28 protein-coding genes are annotated in these 22,416 nt (G+C 66.7%); 12 read left to right on the top strand and 16 right to left on the bottom strand.

Annotated elements, in window-relative coordinates; genetic code table 11:
• Positions 1-23 precede the first annotated feature (23 nt).
• Genes VCS63_RS29505 through VCS63_RS29485 form a run of 5 tightly spaced genes read left to right on the top strand, consistent with a single transcriptional unit; the run spans position 24 to position 3,060 of the window.
• Positions 24-965, top strand: coding sequence for a DnaJ C-terminal domain-containing protein (locus VCS63_RS29505; RefSeq protein ID WP_063643353.1), 942 nt, complete (start codon positions 24-26; stop codon positions 963-965).
• Positions 966-967: 2 nt separating this feature from the next.
• Positions 968-1,285: a chaperone modulator CbpM gene (locus tag VCS63_RS29500; RefSeq protein ID WP_042797279.1), complete on the top strand. Its 318-nt coding sequence runs from the start codon at positions 968-970 to the stop codon at positions 1,283-1,285.
• Between the two features lie 57 nt (positions 1,286-1,342).
• Positions 1,343-2,059: an AzlC family ABC transporter permease gene (locus tag VCS63_RS29495; protein WP_042794788.1), complete on the top strand. Its 717-nt coding sequence runs from the start codon at positions 1,343-1,345 to the stop codon at positions 2,057-2,059.
• A complete protein-coding gene (locus VCS63_RS29490) occupies positions 2,056-2,403 on the top strand; it encodes an AzlD domain-containing protein (protein WP_042794787.1) in 348 nt (115 codons plus the stop codon). The genes VCS63_RS29495 and VCS63_RS29490 overlap by 4 nt, the downstream gene beginning before the upstream one ends.
• A 42-nt stretch (positions 2,404-2,445) precedes the next feature.
• Positions 2,446-3,060, top strand: a complete 615-nt coding sequence (locus VCS63_RS29485) for a glutathione S-transferase family protein (protein WP_042794786.1) — start codon at positions 2,446-2,448, stop codon at positions 3,058-3,060.
• 16 nt (positions 3,061-3,076) lie between these two features.
• On the opposite strand, the gene VCS63_RS29480 is transcribed toward VCS63_RS29485, so the two are convergent.
• From VCS63_RS29480 to VCS63_RS29465, 4 genes are all read right to left on the bottom strand, one after another.
• Positions 3,077-3,730 (bottom strand): DsbA family protein, encoded by a 654-nt coding sequence (locus VCS63_RS29480; RefSeq protein WP_076817853.1) that lies wholly within the window; start codon positions 3,728-3,730, stop codon positions 3,077-3,079.
• 97 nt (positions 3,731-3,827) lie between these two features.
• A complete protein-coding gene (locus VCS63_RS29475; RefSeq protein WP_042794785.1) occupies positions 3,828-5,303 on the bottom strand; it encodes an inorganic phosphate transporter in 1,476 nt (491 codons plus the stop codon).
• Positions 5,304-5,407: 104 nt separating this feature from the next.
• Positions 5,408-5,533: a hypothetical protein gene (locus VCS63_RS29470; protein WP_008162923.1), complete on the bottom strand. Its 126-nt coding sequence runs from the start codon at positions 5,531-5,533 to the stop codon at positions 5,408-5,410.
• Between the two features lie 13 nt (positions 5,534-5,546).
• A complete protein-coding gene (locus VCS63_RS29465) occupies positions 5,547-6,671 on the bottom strand; it encodes a D-alanyl-lipoteichoic acid biosynthesis protein DltD (RefSeq protein ID WP_042794784.1) in 1,125 nt (374 codons plus the stop codon).
• Positions 6,672-6,939: 268 nt separating this feature from the next.
• Here VCS63_RS29465 and mog point away from each other — a divergent pair, with 268 nt between their 5' ends.
• The 3 genes from mog to VCS63_RS29450 all read left to right on the top strand — a co-directional run bounded on the left by mog (position 6,940) and on the right by VCS63_RS29450 (position 8,843).
• Positions 6,940-7,566 (top strand): molybdopterin adenylyltransferase, encoded by a 627-nt coding sequence (mog, locus tag VCS63_RS29460; RefSeq protein WP_063643349.1) that lies wholly within the window; start codon positions 6,940-6,942, stop codon positions 7,564-7,566.
• A gap of 66 nt (positions 7,567-7,632) precedes the next feature.
• Positions 7,633-7,971 (top strand): hypothetical protein, encoded by a 339-nt coding sequence (locus tag VCS63_RS29455; protein WP_042794783.1) that lies wholly within the window; start codon positions 7,633-7,635, stop codon positions 7,969-7,971.
• Positions 7,972-7,976: 5 nt separating this feature from the next.
• A complete protein-coding gene (locus VCS63_RS29450; protein ID WP_104653722.1) occupies positions 7,977-8,843 on the top strand; it encodes a peptidoglycan DD-metalloendopeptidase family protein in 867 nt (288 codons plus the stop codon).
• Positions 8,844-8,884: 41 nt separating this feature from the next.
• Here VCS63_RS29450 and VCS63_RS29445 read toward each other — a convergent pair whose 3' ends face one another.
• From VCS63_RS29445 to VCS63_RS29425, 5 genes are all read right to left on the bottom strand, one after another.
• Complete coding sequence (locus VCS63_RS29445) at positions 8,885-9,172, bottom strand: hypothetical protein (RefSeq protein WP_063643347.1); 288 nt, start codon at positions 9,170-9,172, stop codon at positions 8,885-8,887.
• A 152-nt stretch (positions 9,173-9,324) separates the two neighbouring features.
• Positions 9,325-9,588, bottom strand: coding sequence for a translation initiation factor IF-1 (infA, locus tag VCS63_RS29440; RefSeq protein WP_042794781.1), 264 nt, complete (start codon positions 9,586-9,588; stop codon positions 9,325-9,327).
• A gap of 500 nt (positions 9,589-10,088) precedes the next feature.
• Positions 10,089-10,625: an SRPBCC family protein gene (locus tag VCS63_RS29435; RefSeq protein WP_323881903.1), complete on the bottom strand. Its 537-nt coding sequence runs from the start codon at positions 10,623-10,625 to the stop codon at positions 10,089-10,091.
• Positions 10,618-10,983 carry an ArsR/SmtB family transcription factor gene (locus VCS63_RS29430; protein ID WP_104653721.1) on the bottom strand — a complete coding sequence of 122 codons (366 nt, stop codon included), beginning with the start codon at positions 10,981-10,983 and terminating at the stop codon, positions 10,618-10,620. The genes VCS63_RS29435 and VCS63_RS29430 overlap by 8 nt, the downstream gene beginning before the upstream one ends.
• A 53-nt stretch (positions 10,984-11,036) precedes the next feature.
• Positions 11,037-11,468 (bottom strand): GFA family protein, encoded by a 432-nt coding sequence (locus tag VCS63_RS29425; protein ID WP_042794779.1) that lies wholly within the window; start codon positions 11,466-11,468, stop codon positions 11,037-11,039.
• Positions 11,469-11,664: 196 nt separating this feature from the next.
• Between VCS63_RS29425 and phnC the strand changes: the two genes are divergently transcribed.
• The 3 genes from phnC (at position 11,665) to phnE (ending at position 14,391) form a co-directional block, all read left to right on the top strand.
• Complete coding sequence (gene phnC / locus VCS63_RS29420; RefSeq protein WP_042794778.1) at positions 11,665-12,501, top strand: phosphonate ABC transporter ATP-binding protein; 837 nt, start codon at positions 11,665-11,667, stop codon at positions 12,499-12,501.
• Positions 12,502-12,533: 32 nt separating this feature from the next.
• Positions 12,534-13,514, top strand: coding sequence for a phosphonate ABC transporter substrate-binding protein (gene phnD, locus VCS63_RS29415; protein WP_063961579.1), 981 nt, complete (start codon positions 12,534-12,536; stop codon positions 13,512-13,514).
• 82 nt (positions 13,515-13,596) lie between these two features.
• The gene (gene phnE, locus VCS63_RS29410; protein WP_063643335.1) at positions 13,597-14,391 is read left to right on the top strand and encodes a phosphonate ABC transporter, permease protein PhnE; all 795 of its coding nucleotides are present in this window, start codon (positions 13,597-13,599) and stop codon (positions 14,389-14,391) included.
• 31 nt (positions 14,392-14,422) lie between these two features.
• Here the strand turns inward: phnE and VCS63_RS29405 are convergent, their stop codons facing one another.
• From VCS63_RS29405 to VCS63_RS29395, 3 genes are read right to left on the bottom strand one after another with little or no spacing between them, the layout of a single operon-like run.
• On the bottom strand, positions 14,423-14,941 hold the full coding sequence (locus VCS63_RS29405) for a GAF domain-containing protein (protein ID WP_112966112.1): 519 nt from the start codon (positions 14,939-14,941) through the stop codon (positions 14,423-14,425).
• Positions 14,938-15,912, bottom strand: a complete 975-nt coding sequence (locus tag VCS63_RS29400) for a tripartite tricarboxylate transporter substrate binding protein (protein WP_323881900.1) — start codon at positions 15,910-15,912, stop codon at positions 14,938-14,940. The genes VCS63_RS29405 and VCS63_RS29400 overlap by 4 nt, the downstream gene beginning before the upstream one ends.
• Before the next feature lie 55 nt (positions 15,913-15,967).
• Complete coding sequence (locus tag VCS63_RS29395) at positions 15,968-17,803, bottom strand: gamma-glutamyltransferase family protein (protein ID WP_323881898.1); 1,836 nt, start codon at positions 17,801-17,803, stop codon at positions 15,968-15,970.
• Positions 17,804-17,909: 106 nt separating this feature from the next.
• On the opposite strand from VCS63_RS29395, the gene VCS63_RS29390 reads away from it, so the two are divergent.
• Positions 17,910-18,875, top strand: a complete 966-nt coding sequence (locus tag VCS63_RS29390; protein ID WP_042794774.1) for a LysR family transcriptional regulator — start codon at positions 17,910-17,912, stop codon at positions 18,873-18,875.
• Positions 18,876-18,884: 9 nt separating this feature from the next.
• Here the strand turns inward: VCS63_RS29390 and phnN are convergent, their stop codons facing one another.
• The 4 genes from phnN to phnF form a co-directional block, all read right to left on the bottom strand.
• Positions 18,885-19,463 carry a phosphonate metabolism protein/1,5-bisphosphokinase (PRPP-forming) PhnN gene (phnN, locus tag VCS63_RS29385; RefSeq protein ID WP_063643324.1) on the bottom strand — a complete coding sequence of 193 codons (579 nt, stop codon included), beginning with the start codon at positions 19,461-19,463 and terminating at the stop codon, positions 18,885-18,887.
• Positions 19,460-20,203, bottom strand: a complete 744-nt coding sequence (locus VCS63_RS29380) for a DUF1045 domain-containing protein (RefSeq protein WP_323881896.1) — start codon at positions 20,201-20,203, stop codon at positions 19,460-19,462. The genes phnN and VCS63_RS29380 overlap by 4 nt, the downstream gene beginning before the upstream one ends.
• Positions 20,204-20,205: 2 nt before the next feature.
• The gene (locus VCS63_RS29375; protein ID WP_323881894.1) at positions 20,206-21,405 is read right to left on the bottom strand and encodes an alpha-D-ribose 1-methylphosphonate 5-triphosphate diphosphatase; all 1,200 of its coding nucleotides are present in this window, start codon (positions 21,403-21,405) and stop codon (positions 20,206-20,208) included.
• A 113-nt stretch (positions 21,406-21,518) separates the two neighbouring features.
• Positions 21,519-22,241 (bottom strand): phosphonate metabolism transcriptional regulator PhnF, encoded by a 723-nt coding sequence (phnF, locus tag VCS63_RS29370; protein ID WP_042794770.1) that lies wholly within the window; start codon positions 22,239-22,241, stop codon positions 21,519-21,521.
• Between the last annotated feature and the right edge of the window lie 175 nt (positions 22,242-22,416).

The following is a 22,416-nucleotide window of genomic DNA, read 5'->3' as shown; positions in this document are numbered from 1 at the left end:
CAACGCTTTGCCAAGGGCTGCACATGGAGTTCAAGGACTACTACAGCATTCTAGGGGTGGAGCGGGAGGCCTCCGAAGACGACATCCGGCGCGCCTACCGCAAGCTCGCCCGCAAGTATCATCCCGACGTCAGCAAGGAAAGCGACGCCGAGACCCGCATGCGCGACGTCAACGAAGCCTATGACGTGCTGCGCGACAAGGAAAAACGCCTGGCCTACGACAACCTGGCCGCCGGCGTATCGCCCGAGGGCAGCTTCCAGCCGCCGCCCGGCTGGGACGAGGGCTTCGAGTTCCACCGCGGGGCGGCGCCCGGCGACGAGGCGCAGTTCAGCGAGTTCTTCTCTTCGCTGTTCGGTGGCCGCGGCCGGCGCGGCGGCGCGCAGCAACAGGAGTTCCGCGCGCGCGGCGACGACCACCACGCCGCGATCGAGGTGGATCTCGAAGACGCGCTCAAGGGCGCCACGCGCGACATCAGCCTGCGCTCCATGCAGATGGACGAGCAGGGCCGCCCCCATATGCAGACCCGCACGTTGAGCGTGCGCATTCCCGCGGGCGTGCGCGAAGGCCAGTACATCCGCCTGGCCGGACAGGGCATGCCGGGCTACGGCGGCGGCGAGAACGGCGACCTCTACCTGGAAGTCCGCTTCAAGCCGCATCCGCGCTACCGCGCCGATGGCCGCGATCTCTACATGACCTTGCCGGTGGCGCCCTGGGAAGCCGCGCTGGGCGCCAGCGTGCACGCGCCGACGCCGGGCGGCACGGTGGAAGTCTCGATACCGGCGGGGTCCGCCAACGGCCGCAAGCTGCGCCTGCGCGGGCGCGGGATTCCCGGCGATCCGCCGGGTGACCTCTACCTCGTGCTGGACCTGGTGCTGCCGCCCGCCGACAGCGAGGCGGCCAAGGAGGCCTATCGCAAGCTGCAACAGGACCTGCCCTTCAACCCGCGGCGTCATCTGGGGGTATGACCATGAAAAAAATCGTCGTCACCACCGCCACGGTCGTGGGCAAGTCCCGCCCGCTATCCGCCGACGATCTGGCCCGCGCCTGCGGCGAGGAAGTCGAATGGGTTGCGCGGCTGGTCGAGGTTGGCATCGTCAATGCCAGCGGCCCCGGCCCCGCCGACTGGCGCTTCTACAGCAGCGACCTGCAGCGCGCGCTGGACGCCCGCCGCCTGGTGCGCGATTACGGCGCCGGCCTGGACGCGGCGGCGCTGATCCTGGACCTGAGCCAGGAAGTCCGCCGCCTGAAGGCGCAGTTGCGCGCGCTGGGCCTGGAGGACAAGTAGCGGCGTTTCCCGGGTGGGTAAACTAGCTGGTCGTAGAACCGGATAAGCGAACACACCTTGGAGACACCTTCTGCCCCCGCGGCGGCGGCCCTGGCGGGCGGCGCCCGCATCGATGGCCTGAAATCCTGCCTGCCCGTCATGATCGGCTACTTCCCGGTAGCCGTGACCTTCGGCATCGCCGGGGTGGCTGCAGGCCTCACGCCCCTGCAGGTCGTGCTGATTTCCGTGCTAGTCTACGCCGGGGCCAGCCAGTTCCTGCTGCTCGCCTCCATCAAGGCCGGCACGCCATGGTTGTGGGTGGTGGCGCTGTGCTCGCTGCTCAATGCCCGCCACTTGTTGTACGGCCCGCTGCTGTCCCGTTTCCTGCCCGCCGCGCTGCGCGACCGGCTGAAGGTCGCGTTCCTCTTGACCGATGAGGTGTTCGCCACTGCCTTCAACCGCCTGCAGGCCGTGGAGCCCGCGGGCCGCCAGCGCTGGATGATCGCCCTGGGGCTGGGCGCATGGCTCACGTGGATCGCCGGCACCGCCGTTGGCGTCTATGCGGGCGACGGGCTGGAACGCCACTACCCCATGCTGTCCCAGGTAATGCGCTTTGCGTTGCCTGCGCTGTTCATGGCGCTGGTGTGCCAGAGCGCCAAGCGGGGCATGGGCCTACCAATCGTGGCGGCGGTCGCGGGCGCCGGAGTCGTGGCCGCGCTGGGTCACACCAGCCTGGCCATTCTGGCCGGCGCCGTCATCGGCTGCGCCGCGTATCGCCTGAGGAGGTCCGCATGAACGTGGACGGACTGGGTTTCTGGGGCGCGGTGATCGCCATGGCGGCCATCACCTATCTGACACGCGCCTTGCCCTTCATGCTGTCCGAGCGCAGCCGCCTGTTGCGCCACCTGTCGCGCGAAGGCTCGGCGCTGGCCGCACTCGGGCCCTCGCTGCTGGCGGGGATCGCCGCCGCGGTGATCGTGCCGGACCTGCTTGCCGCCGGCGAGCAGGCGGCGACCATCGGTCCCTACGTGGGCGGCCTGGTGGTGACTGCCGTGGCGGCCCGCCTGGTCAGCAACGCTGGCGTTGCGGTGCTGCTGGGCATGGCCGGCTACGGGGTGTTGCTGGCCTTGGCGGCGTAACGCCCGCGGGGCAAAATGGTCGGACTTCCATGGAGACCGACCATGCTTACGCTCTATCACGCGCCGCGCTCGCGGTCGTTCCGGATACTCTGGCTGCTCGAAGAACTGGGGGTGCCCTACGACACCGAAATGGTGTCCATCCGCGGCAGCGACAGCGCCGGCCACATGCCCTCGGACTACATCGATATCCATCCGCACCGCAAGGTGCCGGCGCTGGTGCACGACGGCGTGCCCGTATTCGAGACGCCCGCCATCGCGCTCTATCTGACCGATCTGTTTCCCCAGTCCGGGCTGGGGCCGGTGGTGGGCGACCCGCTGCGCGGCCCGTACCTGACCTGGCTGGCATACTCCACCGGCGTGTTCGAGCCCGCGATGGCCGAGCGCGCCTTCAAGACGCCGCACCAGGCGGGCGCGCTGGGCTGGGGCTCGGCCGACGAGGTCCAGCAAGTGCTGACCCGGGTCCTGGAGGCACGCCCTTTTTTCCTGGGTGAGAGGTTCTCGGCGGTGGACATCGTGCTGGGCGGCACCTTGCAATACATGATGCAGGTGAAGGTCATGCCTGAAACGCCGGTGTTCACGGCCTATGCGGAACGGTTGGGCGACCGTCCAGCCATGCACCGCGCGCTGCAGCGCGACGGCGACATCGAAGAAACCTGAGGCGGAGTCCGGGCCTTCAACCGCGGTCGATGCGAGCGCGCAAGTCCGCCTGCCATTGCTCCGGACGGCCCAGGTAACGGCTGGGCTCCAGCATGTCGAAGGCGCCGCCTTGTTCCAGCGCCAGAGTCGGAAAGCCGCTGCCGCCGACCTGGGCCAGCAACCGGCGGCTGGCCGCGATGTGCGCCGCCGTTTCGCTGCCCTGGGCGCCAGCATAGGCTGCGCGGAAGGCGTCCTGGTCCAGTCCGATGTCCGCTGCCAGCGACTCCAGCACGGCCGGATCGGCAATCCGCAGGCCCTGCACGTAGTGCGCGCGCTGGATACGCTTTAGCAGGTCCAGTCCTCGGCCGGCGAGCGTCTGCGCGGCCAGGACGGCAGTGGTGGGCGGCTCGGAATCGAACACGGCGCCTTCATCGCGCAACAGGCCGTTGTAATAGTCGTCGCCGAAGGGCTGGCCGGTCAGGCCGGCGATGCGCTCGTCATGCGGCATGACGTAGCGGCGCAGCCTGTCGGTGACCGGCTGGCGGTTGCTGCCGGTCATCATGCCGCCGCCGTGCAGGGCGATGTCCAGACCGGCGATGGCGCGGGCCGCCTCCACCAGGGGCGCGGCGCCGTAGCACCAGCCGCAAAGCGGGTCGAAAATGTAATGCAGGGTGGGGTGTGGGGTAGCCATGGCGCCATGGTAGACGCGGGCCGGGAAGGAAGAAAGCCTGGCCGGGTAGCCAGAGTGTTGCATCGGCCGTGCAGATTGCCTGCACGGCCGCACATCATCACCCGGCGATCTGCACGCCGACCCAGAACAGGCCGGCGGCCAGCAGCATCGAGGCGGGCAGGGTCAGTACCCAGGCCATCAGAATGTTGCGCACCGTGCTGCCTTGCAGGCCGCTCTTGTTGGCGATCATGGTCCCTGCCACGCCGGAAGACAGCACGTGGGTCGTGGATACCGGCAGGCTGAAGACGTTGGCAATGCCAATGGCGCCCATGGCGGTCACCTGCGCGGACATGCCCTGTGCATACGTCATGCCCTGCTTGCCGATCTTTTCGCCCACCGTCAGCACCACGCGGCGCCAGCCGACCATGGTGCCCGCGCCCAGCGCCAGGGCGACCGCCACGATCACCCAGAAGGGAGCGTATTCGGTGGTGGCCGTCAGGTCGGCGCGCAGGCGCTGCAGATCCGCGCGCTCGCGCGAGGGCAGTCCTTCGATGCGCGCCACCTTTTTGGCCGTATCGTCCAGACAGAGCAGGTAGCGGCGCACGGCGATGCGCTTTTCGGCCGACAGGTCGGCGTAGTTGGACACGCCGTGCAGTTCGGACTGCAGCGCGGCGATGGTCGGCATGGTCAACTCGGGGTCGCAGCGGAAGTTGCGCGGCAGTTCGGTGGTGGCGTCCACGCGCTTGAGCGCCAGGTACTCGCCCAGCATGGCTTCGTTGCGCTGGTAGAACACGTTCAGGTGGTTGGCCGCGTCGCGGGTGCGCTCGATCTGGTAGGTGGTGCTGTTGGTGTCCAGCACGAAGTTGGCGGGCACGATGCCGATCAGCACCAGCATGATCAGGCCGATCCCTTTCTGGCCGTCGTTGGAGCCGTGCACGAAGCTCACGCCCATGGCCGACAGCACCAGCACCAGGCGGTTCCAGAACGGGGGATGCTTCTTGTTGTCGATGGCGCGGCGCTGTTCCGGCGTCTTGTGCATCTTCGACAGCGGCAGCCAGCGCTTGAGCATCAGCAGCAGTCCGCCCGCCACCAGGAAGCCGGCCACGGGCGAAACCACCAGGGACAGGCCGATGTCGATGGCCTTGCCCCAGTTGACGCCGTCCGCCAGGGGCAGGTCGGTGATCAGCGCATTGGCCAGCCCCACGCCCAGGATCGAGCCGATCAGGGTGTGCGAGCTGGACGCCGGGATGCCGAAATACCAGGTGCCCAGGTTCCAGGCGATGGCTGCGGCCAGCATGGCGAACACCATGGCCAGCCCGCGGCCGGTGTCGACGTTGATCAGCAGTTCCACGGGCAGCAGGTGCACGATGGCATAGGCCACGCCCACGCCGCCGAGCAGCACGCCCAGGAAATTGAATATGCCGGAAAGCACCACCGCCAGGTGGGGCGGCATGGCCTTGGTGTAGATGACCGTGGCCACGGCGTTCGCCGTGTCATGGAATCCGTTGATGAATTCGAAGGCCAGGACGAATGTCAGGGCCAGCGCAAGACTGAGGCCTACCCAGAGGTCTAGGCCGTGGAAGAGGTCGAACATGGAGGCGGGGGAGGTTCCGGCGAGAGGAGCCGATTATTGCAGATTTGTGACCTGTCACTGGTTGCTTGCGGCTACCAATTTGCAGGCACTGCTCCCGCAGCCGGTCAGAATTTCGAATACTGGAACTCGATTTCCATCGGTTTGCCCAGGTTGGCGGACGTGTCCGCCTGGATCACCATCACCGCCAGGACGCCCAGATACAGAAGGCACAGCCAAAGGGTTCTTTTCATTGCCGGCAGTCCTTCATGGATAGAAAACTTCCGCGATTTTCTGGTTGACCCGCAGCCAACCCAGCTCGCCCAGATGCTGCACGTCGCGCAGCATTCCCACTTCGAACGGCGCGCTGTACATGTCCATGCAGCGCATGGCGTAACGCTGGCACAGCGCCGCAACTTCCTGCTGCACCGGCCTGAAGCGGTCCAGGTCCTTGAAAACCAGGGGATGCAGCGGCTGCATGACGAAGAGGGCGGGGACGCCTCGCTGGCGCAGCAGGGCCATCAGGGAGTCCAGCTCGCGCAGTTCATCCCGGCCAGTCAGCGGCTGGGGCTGATAGGCGGTCTTGCCGCCCGCGGGAATGCTGCGCAGGTACTTGTTGAAGAACTCGTCGCGCACGGCATAGCGGTTGCCGGCCATGAGGGCCTGCTCGGCATCCTGGGCCTGCGCGGCCAGTGCCTCCCAGTCCACCACCCGGGCGGCCGCCGGCGGTCCCTCGCGCTCGCGTTCCGGAGCAGGCGCCGCGTGGGCGGGCGTCCATAGATCGACCAGGCGCTGGCGGAAGACGTAGGCCTGCTCGGCCGCCATTGACCAGGCGACGCCCGCATCGCCCTTGGCCTGCAGCCAGCGGACCACCTCCGCCCGGCCCTCGGGTTGCCGCAGCAGGCGGGGCAGCAGCGGATTGGCGTGCTCCTTGAACTCGTCCGGACCCAGTCCGCCGTCGCCATCGAACCAACCGGGCGACAGCATCACCACCACGCGGGACGCTGGCGACAGGTCTTCGGCCATGGCTGCCAGCACCAACTGCATGCCCAGCGACTGGAATCCCGAATGGCCATAGGCCAGCACGGGCATCTGCAATTCGTCAGCCAGATAGCGGTAGGGTACGAAACGCAGGTCGTTGCTGGTCAGTTCGGACGACCCCAGGATCACGAGCCGGTCGCCTGTGCGCAAGGCCTGGCTCATGCGCGACAGGTTACGTGTCTGCTCCTGCAGCGTATTGCCCAGGTTAGGGATGTAGATCCCGGGCGCGGCGGCGGGTACCGGCTCCGTTTTCAACGCCAGGGAGTGCCAGGCGCCCCACCCGGCGGCAGCCGCCGCGGCGAAGGCCAGCGCCGCCGCCAGCGCATGCTGCCGTAGTGTGCGTTTGAACATGGGGAACCAATAAAGCGCGGGGCGCCTCTATTTCCAGGTAAGAGGAGAGGTTTGTTAGCGGATGTTATCGAGCGGCCATGACCGGAACAAGCGTGGGAAACCCGCGCCTGCGGCCGATTCGCCTTTTTGCCACAGGCGGCGCCGTGAATCCCGCAGGGAGAGAATGCGATAGCATCGCTGTGGCGGGGGGCTTCTGGATTTCCAGTATTGACCTCGCCCGCGGCCGCATCCGCGCCGCTTGAATGCACTTCAGCCAGATCCGCAGCCCATGACCGCTACTACCCGTATCGCCCGCAAGCACCCCGACGAACTGATCGTCGGCCTGGTATCCGTTTCCGACCGCGCCTCCAGCGGCACATATCAGGACCTGGGGCTGCCCGCGCTGCGCGAATGGCTGGGCGGCGCCCTGGTTTCGCCCTGGCAGGCGGTGGACCGCCTGATTCCCGACGAACCCGCGCGCATTTCCGAAACGCTGATCGAACTGGTGGACGGCTGCGGCTGCGATCTGGTCCTGACGACCGGCGGCACCGGACCGGCGCGCCGCGACGTGACACCCGAGGCGACGCTTGCCGTCGCCACCAAGGAAATGCCCGGCTTTGGCGAGCAGATGCGGCAGATCAGCCTGCGTTTCGTGCCCACGGCCATCCTGTCTCGCCAGGTGGCGGTCATCCGCGAAACCCCCGATCACGCCGCCCTGATCGTGAATCTGCCGGGCCAGCCCAAATCCATCCGCGAAACGCTGGAAGGTCTCAAGGGCGAAGATGGCGCCGTGCTGGTGCCCGGCATCTTTGCCGCCATTCCTTATTGCATAGACTTGATCGGCGGTCCGTACGCCGAGACCCGGCCGGAAGTCATCGCGGCTTTCCGCCCCAAATCGGCCCGCCGCGCGTCCTGACGCCTCGCGGCGTTACGTTATATTGGCCGCCCCATCCACCTCCAACCGTTTGAGAGTTCCATCGCCATGAAGGTCCGCACCGCTTTGTCCCTTACTGTCCTGGCAGCCTTGTCGGCTTGCGCCAACGTCAAAGACGTGCGCGACCGCGATCCGGTCTTCTACGGTTCTACCCAGCGCACGCCCGAGGACTACACGGCCTGCGTGGCGGAGTCCTGGAAGAACATGGGCATCAATTTCCAGCAAAAGGCGGTGCGCAATGGTTTTGAACTGATCCAGGAAGACAGCCTGGGGGTGGAAGCCGTGCTGACGACCATACATTGGAAGGGCAAGACGGACGTGCGCCTGTCCACGCGCATCGCCCGCCGCGACCAGAGCATCATCGAACCCGCCAATCTGTGCCTGTGAACGCCATGCATCATCGTCGCGACGTCCTGCGGCTGGGCCTGGCCGCCGCCGCTCTCTGCCTGGGCCTGCCGGCCCGCGCGCAGCAGGCGGGCTTCATCAGCCGCAAGCTCAATGTTCCCGTGCCGGGCGGCGTTGCCGTCCTGGGTCTGGGCAACGGCGAGCGCGCGCCCGAGGTCACCTTCCTGGGGCGGCGCGTGCTGGTCGTGCGTGAAGAAGGCAAGCAGTGGATCGCCGTGGTCGGCATCCCGCTGAGCGTGAAGCCCGGCGAGCAACAGGTGGACGTGAAGGACGCCCAAGGCAAGCGCGCCCTGTCCTTCAAGGTCGGCGCCAAGGAGTACAAGGCCCAGCACATCACGTTGAAGAATCCGCGCCAGGTCAATCCGAATCCCGACGACATGGCGCGCATCGAACGCGAGCTGGCCGAGCAGACCGCGGCCAACCGCGGCTACCGTGCGGGCGTCACGCCCAGCAATCTGCTGCTGGACCGGCCGGTGAATGGCGGCCGGCTGTCCAGCCCGTTCGGCCTGCGGCGATTCTTCAATGGCGAGGAGCGCAATCCGCATTCGGGGCTGGATTTCGCCGTGCCGGCGGGCACGCCGATCAAAGCGCCGGCCGCGGGCGTGGTCGTGCTGGTGGGGGATTACTTTTTTAATGGCAAGACGGTGTTCCTGGATCATGGCCAGGGCTTCGTCAGCATGTTTTGCCACATGTCGGCCATCGACGTGAAAGTCGGCGACGAGGTGCCGCGCGGCGGGCTGGTGGGCAAGGTCGGCGCCACAGGCCGCGCGACCGGCCCGCACCTGCACTGGAACGTCAGCCTGAACGACGCGCGCGTCGATCCGGCGATCTTCATCGGGGCATTCAAGCCCTGATCCAGGGGAGAGGGGCGCCGCGCAGCCGGCGCCGCTTGCAGTCAGGCCGTGGCGGCCTGTTGCGCAATCAGCTGCAGCACGTGCTGATGCACGCGCTCCGCATATTCCATCTGCTGCCGCACCCGCAACTGCTCGGACTCCTGTTCGTCCAGGCAGTTGTCGTATTTGGTTTTAGCTTCGGCGTAGGTCAGGCCGGTATTGCGCAAGCTGTTGATGAAGGTCTCGCGCGACTGATGCAGCAGGCGCAAGCCTTCCTCGCCCTTGACGAATTTTCTACGCGCCAGGGCAAGCTGGTCGGCGGCGGCTTGCAGGTCTTGTGTCAGGTCCATCTTGCTTCATGCTCTTCCTGCCGGCGTCGCGCCTGGCAGAGGGCGCCATTCTTTCATGAACGGGCGCTCCACGCATTACGGCATCGCGCGGCCCAAGGTTAAGGCTCGCGAGAAAAGGGGAGCCGGCGCAAGGCCGGCCCTGTCGCGCCGGTTTAGCGGCGGTATTGCTGAGGACGCTGCGGCGCGGGACCGCGTTCGTCCTTGTGGCGGAAGTTGATGCGACCCTTGGTCAGGTCATACGGCGACATTTCCAGGGTGACGCGGTCGCCAGCCAGGATGCGGATGCGGTGCTTGCGGATGCGGCCGGAGGCGTAGGCGCCGACTTCGATGCCGTTATCCAGCGTGACACGGTAGCGGCTATCGGGCAGCACTTCGTCAACGATGCCATCCAGTTCGATGAGTTCTTCTTTAGCCATTCTTTTCTCCTATCAAAACGCGCAGCCATACCGGCGGCATGGCGCGCCGCGCGAAGCGGCAAGCGCGTCGGACCCGGACTAGCAGGTCCAGCGGTTTGAACGTAAAACGTCCGGGCAAGCGCGGGTATGGGCCATGGCATCCGAAGCGGATGTCTGAATTGACGGATACTCGCGCCGCGTGGGCAGTGTGCGCGCGATGCGCGGCTTGGTCGCGGCGGCGCGTTTTGCGCAAATCGCCGGAAGAAGCGGGGTGGAGCGTTTGCTGCCAGGCCGCGCAACGGTAGAGAAGCAGGCGCGCCTGGCGGCGGGTTTGTTCCGGGAAAACCGGGCGAGTTCCGGGTTGCCCCGGAGCGTTGCCCGCACGCGGTACAGGTTGGCACTCAGAGTGACCGAAGCCCGGTTTTTGCGGAAAAATCACGGACTTATGTTACTGCATCGAGCAATAATTAGCCAGTATTTATCTGTAGCCACGCCGTGATAGTTGCTACTCGACGACTCTGCTAGCCGGAGATCCGGCCCCGGTATTCCTGTTCCACTTGACCCAGGACGGACCAGAACGGGCCGGGGGCGCGGCTGGCCAGCCGGGCCTCCAGCACGCCCAGATGCACATGCCAGCCGCCGGCCACGTCCACCATGGCGTCGCGCGAGGCCAGCTTGCGGTGCGTCAGCACCAGGCGCGTTTCCTGGCCTTGCGGCGTCAGCTCGAACGTGACTTCGGAAGGATGGCCGGGGGAACCGCCCCAGGTGAACGCGAGCAGCCGTGGCGGCTCGCAGCGCGTGACGATGCCTTGCGTCGTCACGCCGTCTTCATATGGCTTGTACGCTTCGGGGACCGGCTCGGCGACCGAGGACAGGTCGGCATGCATGAAACGCAGCGTGACGCCGCCGCCTACGCGCAGGTCCATGTCGCCTGTGGCCAGCCAGCGGCCGCGTTTTTCCGATTCGGTCAAGAATGCCCAGACCTCCTCGACGCTGGCGGGCAGGATCCGCGTGAAGCGGATGGAGGTGGGGTCAAGAACGACGCCGTGATCACTCATGAGGTTCTCCAGGAGACGCGGCCGGGGAACGGCTGGCGACGAGCGCGGCTTCCAGCGCGCCCAGCTTGCCCGACCAGAATTGTTCATAGAAGCGCAGCCATTGCATGGCCTCGGCCATGGGCTCGGGATTGAGGCTGCATACGTGCGTGCGGCCGCGGATGGCCCGCCGGACCAGGCCGGCGCGTTCCAGGGCCTGCACGTGCTTGGAGGCGCCCGCGAAACTCATGCGGTGGGGCGCCGCCAGCTCGCCGATGGTCTGCTCGCCCTGGGCCAGGCTGCGCAGCATGTCGCGGCGCGTGGGGTCTGCCAGCGCGCGAAAGACGGCATCAAGGATGGGGGAGGGCATTGATTCAACCATGAGGTTGAATATAGGCCAGTCTCCGCGGGAGATTCAACTATATGGTTGAATTTTTATGTAACCGCCTGGGGATGATCTTCTTCCATTGCGCCATACGCGTCCGGGTACTGCGGCAGGTCGTCGGTAATGTCGTACCAGGGCGCCTTGCTGGCCACATGGCAGTGCGCAGCTGGCTTGATCCCCGGATCGTCGTCCAGCGGACCCAGCGGCAGGCCGTAGACGTCCGGGGTCTGGTCGAAGCGGGTGAGCAAGGGCGTCCCGCAGGCTTCGCAGAAGCCACGATAGCTGCCCGGGGACGAGCAGTACCAGGTGACGTGGTTTTCTCCGCGTGCCCAGGCAAAGTCCTTGGCCTGGACCGTCGCGCGGCTGCGGAATGCGGCGCCATGCGCTTTGCGGCAGATCGTGCAATGGCAATTGAGGGCGTCGGTGAGCGGGCCGGTGATCTCGTAGGCGACTCGGCCGCACAGGCAGGAACCTTTGATCATGATGAACGCCAGGCTGGTGGGGGAATATCCCCAATATACCTGCGGCGCGTGGCGCGGGAACCGGCTTTTATGACGAACGTCTTTCAGATCGTTGCGGCGTCCCTATTTTCAGCCAAATGAATCGATCCGCGGGTCATCGTGCTGTCATGCCACGAAAACAGAATGCCGCCATGAACACAACCATGGGGATTCAACGATGACTTACGCCATCGAAGTACAAGGGCTCTGCAAGAGCTTTCATGCTGGCGCCAAGGCGCTTGACGGCGTGAACCTGCAGGTCGCCGACGGCGAGATGGTTGCCTTGCTGGGCGCTTCGGGTTCAGGCAAGTCGACGCTGCTGCGCCATCTGTCGGGTTTCGTGGCGGGAGACTCGGGCAGCGTCGCCGTCAACGGCCGCATGATCCAGCGCGACGGCCGCCTCAGCCGCGACGTGCGCGCCGCGCGCGCCAGCATCGGGTTCGTGTTTCAGCAATTCAACCTGGTGGGCCGTCTGCCGGTCATCACGAATGTGTTGACCGGCTTGCTGCCGCGCGTGCCCCTGTGGCGCAGCCTGACGCGCTGGTTCCTGCGCGGCGAAGTGCGCCAGGGCCTCGAAGCGCTTGCCCAGGTTGGTATAGACGACTACGCATTTCAGCGTGCCTCCACGCTGTCCGGCGGCCAGCAGCAGCGCGCAGCCATCGCCCGAACCCTGGTGCAGAACGCCCGCGTCATCCTGGCCGATGAGCCCATCGCATCGCTGGACCCCGAATCGTCGCGCCGCGTGATGGACACGCTGGCCCAGATCAACCGCAGCCGCAAGGTGGCCGTGGTGGTGTCGCTGCACCAGGTGGACGTGGCCCTGCGCTATTGCCCTCGCGTGGTGGCGCTGCGCCACGGCAAAGTCGTCTATGACGGTCCCTCCGCGAACCTGACGCCCGCCATGCTGAGCGAGCTGTACGGCTCCGAGCTGAGCGAGCTGCTTCCCGAATATGCGCCGCAAGCGCCCGCCAGGCCGGGCATGGCGCCGCTGTCCCGTTTGGCGCGAGCCGCGTGATCTTCCGAACCCTTTCTCCCCGGAGCCTTTCCATGCTACGCAGAACCTTTGTCACCCTGATCGCCGCCGCCGCCCTGTCCACCCAGGCCTACGCGCAAGATGCCAAGACCTTGAACTTCGGCATCATCTCGACGGAGTCGTCCACCAACCTGAAGTCGGTGTGGCAGCCCGTCATCGACGACCTGAGCCGCGCCATCGGCGTGCCGGTCAAGCCTTTCTTCGCCTCCGACTACGCCGGCATCATCGAAGGCATGCGCTTTAACAAGGTGCAGATGGGCTGGTTCGGCAACAAATCCGCCATCGAAGCCGTGGACCGCGCCCAGGGCGAGGTGTTTGCCTCCGTCATCGACAAGGACGGCAACCCCGGCTACTGGTCGTTGCTAATCGTCAACAAGGACAGCGACCTGAAGACGCTGGACGACGTGCTCAAGCGCGGCGGCGCGCTCAGCTACGGCGCGGGCGATCCCAACTCGACCTCGGGCACGGCCGTGCCGGGCTATTACCTGTGGGCCGCCAACAAGATCGAACCCAAGACCTTCTTCAAGACGGTGCGCGCCAGCAACCACGAAACCAACCTGCTGTCGGTCATCAACAAGCAGGTGGACGTGGCCGTCAACAACACCGAGGCGCTGGAGCGCTATCGCCTGAACACGGGCAAGGATGCCAACGACAGCGTGCGCGTGCTGTGGAAGTCGCCGCTGATTCCCGCGGATCCCCTGGTCATGCGCAGCGACCTGCCTGCGGACCTGAAGGCCCGCATCCGCGACTTCTTCGTCAACTACGGCAAAGGCAAGGACGCCGAGCGTGAACTCGCGAATCTGAAGGCGCTGACCTACCAGGGCTTCCGCGCTTCCGATAACCAGCAACTGGTGCCGATCCGCCAGATCGAACTGGCGCGCGAGAAGGCCAAGGTCGAAGCCGACACCACGCTGGGCCAGGCCGAAAAGCAGAAACAGTTGGCCGAACTGGACAGCAAGCTGGCCAGCCTGGGCCAGCCCGCCGCCAAGCAATAAGCCTCTCACCGGCAAGCCGGAACGCCGCGGGGCGCGCCGGCTTGTCCGCCACTGATCACTACAACGCGGATCGCCTTTTCATATGAACGTAGCCATGCAGACCTCTCGCCTTTCCGCCGCGCCGCGCTCGTCGCTGCCAGTCCTGCTCGTATGGGCCGTCGTGCTGGCGCTGCTGGTCATGTCGTGGAAGGGCGCGGACATGCGGCCGCTGGACCTGTTGCGCGATTCGGGCAACATGGCGCAGTTCGCGGCCGACTTCTTTCCGCCGAATTTCCGCGATTGGCGCATGTACCTGGACGAGATGATCGTCACCGTGCAGATCGCTGTCTGGGGCACCTTCATGGCCATTGTGGTAGCCGTGCCGCTGGGGCTGCTGTGCTCGTCGAACATGGTGCCTGCCTGGGTGTACCAGCCCATGCGGCGCCTGATGGATGCCTGCCGCGCCATCAATGAAATGGTGTTCGCGATGCTATTCATCGTGGCGGTGGGCCTGGGCCCATTCGCCGGGGTGCTGGCGCTGTGGGTGCACACCACGGGCGTGCTGGCCAAACTGTTCTCGGAAGCGGTCGAGGCGATCGACCCGCGTCCCGTGGAGGGCGTGCGCGCGACCGGCGCCAATGCGTTGGAGGAAATCGTCTATGGCGTGATCCCGCAGGTGTTGCCGCTGTGGATCTCGTACTCGTTGTACCGCTTCGAGTCCAACGTGCGTTCGGCCTCGGTGGTCGGCATCGTGGGCGCGGGCGGCATAGGCACCGTACTGTGGGAAATCATCCGCAGCTTCCGCTACGCCGAAACGTGCGCAGTGATGATCATCATCGTCGCCTTTGTGGTGGTGATCGACATGGCGTCGGCCCGCATCCGGCGCGCGCTGATCTGAGACGACGGGGCCCTCGCGGGCCCCGCCATGCTCACGCCTGCGGCTGCAGCGCCTGGAACGCCGGCAAGGCCAGCAGACCCGCGAGCTGCGCCGCTTCTACGTCGGCGTCCGAGACCGCCACGCGGGGCATCAGGAAGTTGACGGTGCCCAGGCAGACTCCGCCATACACGACCGGCACATTGATGACGGACCGCAGGCCCAGCCGCTGGATCGCGTCATGGTCGTCGAAGAACTCGCGGATTGCTTCCTCGCCTTCGCCCACGAACAGCTTTTGCTCCAGCAGGACATGGCGGCCCCACGCCGTGCCGTTCTTGTCCTTGCTGCCGCCCGGCGGATAGGCTTCGGGGTTGGAACTGTACAAGCGCACCACCCGCATCGCTTGCGCGTCATAGCGGTTGACGGTGCACAGCGCATGCCCAAGGGCGGCGTGCGCGTGGGCGTCGATGGCGCGGAAGGCGGCCGCCGGATCGGCGGCGGCGTAGGCGAGGACGACGGCGGATACGCCAGCTTGCGCCGGCGGCGGCGAGACGCGGTTGCTGCTGACGGTCATTCGGCGCTGATTCCCAGTTCTTTGATGAGCTTGCCGTACTTGTCAGCGTCGCGCGCCAGGATCTGGCTGAATTGTTCGGGCGTGGTGTCGGTCAGCAGCACGCCCATGTCGGCCATCTTCTTGATGACCTCGGGGCGCTTGAGGATCAGGTTGATCTCGCGGTTCAGGCGCGCCGTCAGTTCGGGCGGCATGCCGGCCGGGCCGAAGGCGCCATACCAGACCGACAGTTCATAGCCCGGCAGCGTCTCGGCGACCGTAGGCACGTCGGGCAGCAACGGCGAACGCGCTTCCTCGGTGACCGCCAGGAGCTTGAGCTTGTTGCTCTGCACGTGCGGCAGCGTCTGCGTGCCGGCGCTGAACAGCACCTGCGTGCGGCCGGCCACGGTATCCAGCACCGCGGGCGCGCCACCGCGATAAGGGATGTGCATCATCTTCACGCCGGCGGCTTTCTCGAACAGCGCCGCGCTCAGGTGGTTGGTGGAACCCTGGCCGGCGGAGGCGTAGGCCACCGTGCCGGGATTGGCCTTCAGGTAGGCAATGAATTCCTTCAGGTCGGAGGCGGGCACGGACGGGTTTACCACCATGGTGTTGGTGACCAGGGCGAGCTCGGCAATGGGCGTGAAGTCCTTCACGCCGTCGAACGGCATGCTGGAATACAGGGCCTGGTTCATCGTGTGCGTGCTCATCGAGCCCACCAGCAAGGTGTAGCCGTCGGGCTTGGCGCGCGCCACGAAGGTGGTGCCGATATTGCCGGATGCGCCCGAGCGGTTTTCCACGATGACCGGCTGGCCCAGCGATTGGGTCAGTCCCTCGGACAGCACGCGCGCCAGGATGTCGGTAGAGCCGCCGGCGGCCCACGGCACGACCAGCGTGATGGGTTTTTCGGGCCACGCGGCATGGGCCAGCGCGGGCGCGGACAGCGCCAGTCCCAGCGCGAACGTGCGCAGCAGTCGTTTGAATTGCAGTTTCATGGTGTTTACCCCTTTGCTTGGTGTCCGGTCTGTGTGCCGGTTGAATGAAACAGGTTCAGCGGCCAGCGGCATAGCCCTGCATGCCGCGCGGGTTGGCGCCGGCGCGCAGCAGCAGCCGTCCGCCGGCCGCGGGCTCGCGGGTGCAGGCGCTGATGCGGCCTTCGGACCAGTCCGGTCCCACCTTGACCTCGTGGCCCGCCGCGCGCAAGGCATCCAGCGTCGCGGACGGCATCCGCGATTCCACGGTCAGCCGGTTCAAGGTCAGGCTGCGGGGCCAGAACGAGCCCGGAAAATGATCGATATGCCAGGAGGGCGACTCGATTGCCTCCTGCAGGTTCATACCCATGGCATGGCGCAGGAAAAACGCCACGGTCCATTGGTCCTGCTGGTCGCCGCCCGGCGTGCCGAAAGCCATATAGGGCTGCCCGTCGCGCAAAGCCAGGCCGGGCGACAGCGTGGTGCAGGGCCGCTTGCCCGGCTGCAGCTGGCCCGGCACGCCTTCGTCCAGCCAGGTCATCTGCAGGCGGGTGGTCAGCGGAAAACCCAGGCCGGGCACGACCGGGCTGGAGGACAGCCAGCCGCCCGAGGGCGTGGCGGCCACCATATTGCCGTCGCGGTCGATGACGTCGATCTGGCAGGTGTCGCCTACGAAGATCTCGCGCGCGGCCCACTCGGCCACCGGCGGCAGCGCCGCGAAGGTCGGTTCGCCCACGCCGAAGCGGGTATCGGACGCGGCCAAGGTGCGCGCGGCTGCGTCCAGGTCGGGCAGGCGTGGCGCCAGCCCCCCGGGGCTGCCCGGCCGAAGCTCGGACGAGGCGTGATCGCCGATGCCGGCCGAGCGGGCGCGCGCGTAATCGTCGCCGAGCAGGGCGGCTAGCGGTACTTGCGTGAAATCAGGGTCGCCATACCAGGCGCAGCGGTCGGCGAAAGCCAGCTTCGCCGCTTCGGCCACGCGGTGCACGAATTGCGGGGAAGTGGGCTCCAGCCCGTCCAGCTTCAGATGCCGCAGCATCGCCAATTGCTGCAGATGGACCGGCCCTTGCGACCAGACGCCGCATTTGGCCACGGTGTAGCGGCCGTACTGGACCGTGAGGGGTTCGTCGTAGGTGGCGCGCCAGTCCGCCAGGTCGGCCTTGCGCAGCAGGCCGCGGTTGCGCTGGCCGGTGGTATCGCGCACCGCCGCCTGGGTGTAGTAGTCGTCGATGGCGTCGGCCACGAAACCGCGGTACCAGATATCCAGCGCGGCATCGATGCGGCCGCGGCGGTCGGTGCTCTTGGCGTGCGCATCGTCCAGGATGCGCGTGTAGGTGGCGGCGATGGCGGGCGTGCGGAACAGCGCGTCTGGCGCGGGCACGCGGCCGTCGGGGAGCCAGACGTCGCGCGAGCTGGTCCATTCGTCGCGAAACAGCGCCTGTACCGCCAATATGGCCTGCGAGATGCGCGGCACCAGGGGAAATCCTTCGCGCGCATAGTCGATGGCCGGGCGCAGGACCTCGGCCAGCTCCCAGGTGCCGTAGTCGCGCAGCAAGGTCAGCCAGGCGCCGAACGCACCGGGGACGGTGGCGGGCAGCAGGCCTATGCCGGGCACCAGCTCCACGCCCAGGCCGCGAAAGTATGCGGGCGTGGCAAGCGCGGGCGCGGGGCCCTGGCCGCATAGCGCCCGCATGCGCTGTTCCCGCTCGCTCCACAGCAGGATGGGCACTTCGCCGCCGGGTCCGTTCAGGTGCGGTTCGACGATCTGCAATGTGAAGCCGCCCGCGACCGCCGCATCATAGGCGTTCCCGCCGCGTTCCAGCACGCTCATGGCCACTTGCGAGGCCAGCCAGTGGGTGGAGGAAACCACGCCGAAGGTGCCGCGTATTTCAGGGCGAGTGGTGAAGGATGCGCTCATGGGACCATTCCGGGCTGCGAGGAGGTGTTTCAGTATAGGGTCATGAAATAACTGTTTTTTCCTTTGTTGGCATAATTGAATAACCGTTTGGTTATAGGAAAAGCTCTTGAACTGGGATGCCGCACGTCTTGCCAACCGTCTCAAGCATCGTCACCTTACGTTGCTGATCGATATCGCCAGGCACGGTTCACTCACGCGGGTGGCGGCGGCTGCGGGCATCAGCCAGCCGGCCGTTACCAAGGCCTTGACGGAAATCGAGGACATCTTCGGCGCGCCGCTCTTCACGCGCACCGGGCGAGGCCTGCAGCCCACGCCATTGGGCAACCTGGCCCTGGTGCGGGCGCGCCACATGCTGAACGACCTGGATTTGTGGGCGCGCGAGGTCGAAGCGCTGCACGCCGGCCGTTCCGCGCATCTGCACGTGGGCGTAGTGCCCTACGTGTCCAGCGCGCTGTTGACGGTGGCGATCAGCCGACTGCACCAGCGCCACGGGGTGACGCTAAGCCTGCACCGCGCCACGACCGACCACCTGGTTCCCATGCTGCGCCAGCATGAGCTGGATTGCATCATCAGCCGTGCCACCTCCACCCTGGCGCCGGACGACCTGATCCACCGCGTGCTATACCGCCAGCGGCCGCGCCTCATCGCGCATGGCCGGCTTGCGCAGCGGCTTGCGCGGCGCAAGCCGGATTGGGCCGCGGTGGCGGCGATGGACTGGGTGCTGCCGGCGGCGAATACGCCCACGCGGCAACTTATCGTGGAGCATTTCATCCGCGCCGAGCTGCGGCCGCCGTCACCAGTGCTGGAGGCCTATTCCACCGACGTGATCGAGGGCATGTTGACGATGAACGAGACCTTTGTTTCGGTCGTGCCGGAAGATATCGCCCGTGAACTCTGCCAGCGCGGAAAATTGGGCATGGTGCCCTGGGACTTCGGTTGGGAACTGCCGCCGATCAACCTGATCCGGCGCAGGCGGGACCAGCCGCTGGCAGCGGAAGAGTGCTTTTCGGAGATTTTGCTGGACCTGTGCGGAGACGCTGCCGCGCCTTGGGCGCAGGGCGCTTCGCGCTGAAGCGCCGCGCTACGCGCCGAGCTTGCCGCGGGCGATATCCAGCAGGACCGCTGCGGCGGTCTCCGGCGCCGCATCGTTGCAGACCCGCAGCAGCCGGCATTGCCGCGGCACCGGAAATGCCTGCGTGGCGCGCGCCAGGCGCAGCGCGATCTGCTCCGTGCTTTCCCGGCCGCGTCCCGCCAGGCGGCGCGCGAGCAGAGCAGGGTCCACCGTGACTTCCACCGCCGTCAGCGCCGGATAGCGCGAATGCGCTTCTTCCAGGTGCGCGCGCGAGCCGTTGACGATGACCGCGGCGCCGCAGGACAGCCAGGCGTCGATCTCGATGCCGATGCCGTATTGCAGGCCGTGGCTGGTCCAGCGCAGCGCGAAGCACCCCAGCGCGGCGCGGCGTCCGAACTCGTCTTCGGTCAAGCGCAGCGCGTCCTCGGTGCCGCCGCTGTCGCGCGTGATGTAGCGGTGCGCAACCAGCACCGGCTCGTCGCCCCGCAACTCGGCGCGCAGCAGGCGCAGCATGGTGTCCTTGCCGCTGCCGGACGGACCCATCAAGTAGATCAGCCGCGTGCCGTCGGCGGGAGCGTAGGCAGTCATGTGGCCGCTGGACCCTGCAGATAGGCGGCGCCCGCTGCGTCGGTGCAGGAGCCGTCAAAGCCATAGTGGCGCGCGGCGACGAAGTCCGCGCCCGGGGCGGACTGCACATAGACGCTGATTCCGGGCACGTACATGGCCTGGCCGCGCAAGGGCTCCGCGAACATGGCAATGCCGGCCTGCGCCTGGGCCAGCGCATCGTCTCGCAGCTTGCCGGTCAGGGTGATGTGAAAAACGTAGGTGTCGAATACGTACGGATAGCCCCAGCGCGCCAGCATCGATTGCTGCGCTGGGCTCAACGACTGCGGTTGGCGGCGCGCGATTTCCTCGGGCGTTGCGGGCGCGCGCAAGGAATCCAGGTCGCGCACGGCCGCCTCGGCCAGCGTCTGGATCCGGGCCCGGCCTGGCGCATCGGACGCTGCGATGCGCCAGGCCAGGAAACCGCGCAGCGGTTCGCATTCCAATTCCAGCGAGAAAGGAGCGTTGCCTTCGGCCAGTCGGCGCGCGGCGGCGTCGACCTGTTGCGGGCTGGCGCCCGGAATCAGGCGAAAGGGCGGTTTCAGCGTTGCGTGCAGGCCGTAGTGGCGAGGTGCTTCGGTCCAGGCGCGCGACTCGGCGGGTTGGTCCGGCAGCGGCGGCAGGGCCTCGCCGGTGTCGGCGCAACGGCCCAGCCAGCGGCTGCCGTGTTCGCGCCAGAGGCCCGTGGGCGCCAGGTACAGGGCGTAGCGATGGGCAAGCGGCATGGTCAGGCGGCCATCCTCTGGCTGTGGCTGTCGCCGAAGGCGCGTGTGGCATAGCGCAGCTCGCCGCCCACGATGGCGGCGCAGACGCGGGGCAGGCCCGGCACCTGGTCGTCCACCACGATGGCATCGGCGATCAGCCCCGGCGCCAGCGCGCCGCGGTCCTTCAGGCCGGCGGCGCGCGCCGGGTTCAGCGACACCAGCTCCCAGGCTTGCGCCAGCGGCAGCACGCCATCGTTGACCAGCCGCATCACGGCGGCCAATGGAGCTGGGTAGTAGTAGTCGGAGGTCAGGATGTCGCACAGGCCCGCGCGGATCATCTCGGTGGCGCTGGGCGCGCCTGTGTGGCTGCCTCCGCGCACGACATTGGGCGCACCGAAGACCACGGAGTCCCCCAGGTCGCGGGCGACGCCGGCAGCCTCGCGGGTCAACGGAAATTCCGCCACGCCGCAGCCCAACTGGTGGTAGTAGCGGCGCGTGGCGGCATCCGGATCGTCGTGCGAGGCCACCTTCAAGCCGGCTTCCTGCGCGCAGGCGGTCAGCTCGCGCATTGCGTCCGCCACCGAATCGGCCGCGGACATGGCGGCGCGGATGCGATCCTGGAAGACGTCCAGGTCGCACTCTGCGCGGTTCGCGTACTGCATCAGCTTGCGTTCGTCACCGAGGCGGCGCGCCATGCTGGGCAAGTGGTCGTTCAACGCCAGGAAGCGGACACGGCCATCGCGTATCCACTGCTGGGCGGTTTCCAGGCCGCCCACGTGATGCGTTTCGAAGCGCAGATGCACATAGTGCCGGGCGCCCATGATGTGGCGCATGGTTTCCAATGCGCTGAACATGCGCTCGGCATAGGCTTCGCCGCGCAGTCCGCCTTCCCAGGACAGGGTGACGCCATGGAATTCGGTCGTAATGCCATTGGCCAACAATTGGCGATCCACGTCGAGCAGGGCGCTGTCATACGGAAACGTCACACTGGGCCGCGGCATGATGGCGCGTTCGAAGGCGTCGCCGTGCAAGTCCACGATACCGGGCAGCACCAGCAGATTTCCGGCGTCGAACCACGGCGCCGCGCTCCGCTGCGCCGCGGGCGAGCCTTCGATGAGTCCGCCATGGAACCGCAGGCAGGCCTGTTCGACGCCGCGCGGCGTCAGGATGCGTTGGCCTGTTACACCGGCCAGGGGCGATGGGGCGTGCGTGTGTGTGTTCATGGCGTGACGTTAGCGGGATTGCATTACAACCAGATGTCTAGATGAGTTGGGCGGCGTGGCGGGCAATCGTCTACCGCCTGCGCGCTATTGCGCGCGCAGGCGGAGGTATGCGGTCAGCTGTCGTCCGTCACCATCAACTGCACCATGTCGCCCACGAAGCGGGCGACGCTGTATTGCAGCGGCGCGCCTTCCTGGTCCACGTTCAATGCCTCTACTTGCAGAATGGGGCGGGTCTTGGGTTGGCCCAGCAGGCGGGCGATTTCAGGCGTGGGCAGGGCGGCCGTGATGCGCGACCACTTCCGTGTGTAGTCGCCGATGCCATAGTGGGCATAGACCTTGGAGATCGAGCGCAGGGATGCCAGCCGTTCCGCGAAATCGGGAAACCGCTTTTCGTCGAAGAAATGTTCCGACGCGCTGATCGGGCGGTTCTCCGCCTTGCCGACGATTTGCACGCGCAGCAGCGGCGCGGTGCGGCCCAGGCCCAGGTGCTTGGCGATGTCGCCAGCCCGCAGGCTCTGGCTGCCCAGGACTTCCTGGTGGCCCAACATGCCTTGGCTGCGCAGGTTTTCGGAAAAGCGCGTGCGTTTGCCGATGGCGTAGTCGATCGCATGTTCCTGGACGAAGGTGCCGCGTCCTTGCTCGATGCGGACCAGTCCGCCCTGTTCGAGTTCGCCCATCGCGCGGCGGATGGTGTGGCGGTTGACGGAAAACTTGGCAGCCAGCTCGGGCTCGGACGGCAATTGCTCGCCTGCCGCATAGAGCTTGTTGCGGATGTCGTCCGCAAGCGCTTCGCCGATTTGCCGCCAGACGGCGATGCCGGAACCTCTTTCGACCATAGGTTGTGCTCGTGCTGTCACATCAGCTTCATGAAGAATGGCTGTGATTGTGCACCATGCCGCGGCCGCCGGAAAGGCGCTGCGCGCACGCTGCAACTGTCATCAAAAATTCACGCCAGGCTGTTGAACTTCCATTTCGGAGCGATCATACTCCATCCGGTCGTCTAGACGTTTA

Source organism: Achromobacter sp. D10 (assembly GCF_035282245.1).
GTDB lineage: Bacteria > Pseudomonadota > Gammaproteobacteria > Burkholderiales > Burkholderiaceae_B > Achromobacter > Achromobacter insolitus.
This window is presented reverse-complemented; position numbering and strand designations above follow the sequence as displayed.

Bases quoted from the DNA above. Each gene is read 5' to 3' on its own strand.
- VCS63_RS29470 (WP_008162923.1), bottom strand. From the start codon at position 5,533: ATGAAAAGAACCCTTTGGCTGTGCCTTCTGTATCTGGGCGTCCTGGCG.
- VCS63_RS29450 (WP_104653722.1), top strand. From the start codon at position 7,977: ATGCATCATCGTCGCGACGTCCTGCGGCTGGGCCTGGCCGCCGCCGCT.
- VCS63_RS29405 (WP_112966112.1), bottom strand. From the start codon at position 14,941: ATGACCGTCAGCAGCAACCGCGTCTCGCCGCCGCCGGCGCAAGCTGGC.
- VCS63_RS29480 (WP_076817853.1), bottom strand. From the start codon at position 3,730: ATGGCTACCCCACACCCCACCCTGCATTACATTTTCGACCCGCTTTGC.
- VCS63_RS29445 (WP_063643347.1), bottom strand. From the start codon at position 9,172: ATGGACCTGACACAAGACCTGCAAGCCGCCGCCGACCAGCTTGCCCTG.
- VCS63_RS29490 (WP_042794787.1), top strand. From the start codon at position 2,056: ATGAACGTGGACGGACTGGGTTTCTGGGGCGCGGTGATCGCCATGGCG.
- phnF (WP_042794770.1), bottom strand. From the start codon at position 22,241: ATGGTCGAAAGAGGTTCCGGCATCGCCGTCTGGCGGCAAATCGGCGAA.
- VCS63_RS29395 (WP_323881898.1), bottom strand. From the start codon at position 17,803: ATGAGCGCATCCTTCACCACTCGCCCTGAAATACGCGGCACCTTCGGC.
- VCS63_RS29435 (WP_323881903.1), bottom strand. From the start codon at position 10,625: ATGAGTGATCACGGCGTCGTTCTTGACCCCACCTCCATCCGCTTCACG.
- VCS63_RS29430 (WP_104653721.1), bottom strand. From the start codon at position 10,983: ATGGTTGAATCAATGCCCTCCCCCATCCTTGATGCCGTCTTTCGCGCG.
- VCS63_RS29455 (WP_042794783.1), top strand. From the start codon at position 7,633: ATGAAGGTCCGCACCGCTTTGTCCCTTACTGTCCTGGCAGCCTTGTCG.
- VCS63_RS29505 (WP_063643353.1), top strand. From the start codon at position 24: ATGGAGTTCAAGGACTACTACAGCATTCTAGGGGTGGAGCGGGAGGCC.
- VCS63_RS29380 (WP_323881896.1), bottom strand. From the start codon at position 20,203: ATGCCGCTTGCCCATCGCTACGCCCTGTACCTGGCGCCCACGGGCCTC.
- VCS63_RS29465 (WP_042794784.1), bottom strand. From the start codon at position 6,671: ATGTTCAAACGCACACTACGGCAGCATGCGCTGGCGGCGGCGCTGGCC.
- infA (WP_042794781.1), bottom strand. From the start codon at position 9,588: ATGGCTAAAGAAGAACTCATCGAACTGGATGGCATCGTTGACGAAGTG.
- phnN (WP_063643324.1), bottom strand. From the start codon at position 19,463: ATGACTGCCTACGCTCCCGCCGACGGCACGCGGCTGATCTACTTGATG.
- phnC (WP_042794778.1), top strand. From the start codon at position 11,665: ATGACTTACGCCATCGAAGTACAAGGGCTCTGCAAGAGCTTTCATGCT.
- mog (WP_063643349.1), top strand. From the start codon at position 6,940: ATGACCGCTACTACCCGTATCGCCCGCAAGCACCCCGACGAACTGATC.
- VCS63_RS29475 (WP_042794785.1), bottom strand. From the start codon at position 5,303: ATGTTCGACCTCTTCCACGGCCTAGACCTCTGGGTAGGCCTCAGTCTT.
- phnD (WP_063961579.1), top strand. From the start codon at position 12,534: ATGCTACGCAGAACCTTTGTCACCCTGATCGCCGCCGCCGCCCTGTCC.
- VCS63_RS29400 (WP_323881900.1), bottom strand. From the start codon at position 15,912: ATGAAACTGCAATTCAAACGACTGCTGCGCACGTTCGCGCTGGGACTG.
- VCS63_RS29425 (WP_042794779.1), bottom strand. From the start codon at position 11,468: ATGATCAAAGGTTCCTGCCTGTGCGGCCGAGTCGCCTACGAGATCACC.
- phnE (WP_063643335.1), top strand. From the start codon at position 13,597: ATGAACGTAGCCATGCAGACCTCTCGCCTTTCCGCCGCGCCGCGCTCG.
- VCS63_RS29375 (WP_323881894.1), bottom strand. From the start codon at position 21,405: ATGAACACACACACGCACGCCCCATCGCCCCTGGCCGGTGTAACAGGC.
- VCS63_RS29500 (WP_042797279.1), top strand. From the start codon at position 968: ATGAAAAAAATCGTCGTCACCACCGCCACGGTCGTGGGCAAGTCCCGC.
- VCS63_RS29485 (WP_042794786.1), top strand. From the start codon at position 2,446: ATGCTTACGCTCTATCACGCGCCGCGCTCGCGGTCGTTCCGGATACTC.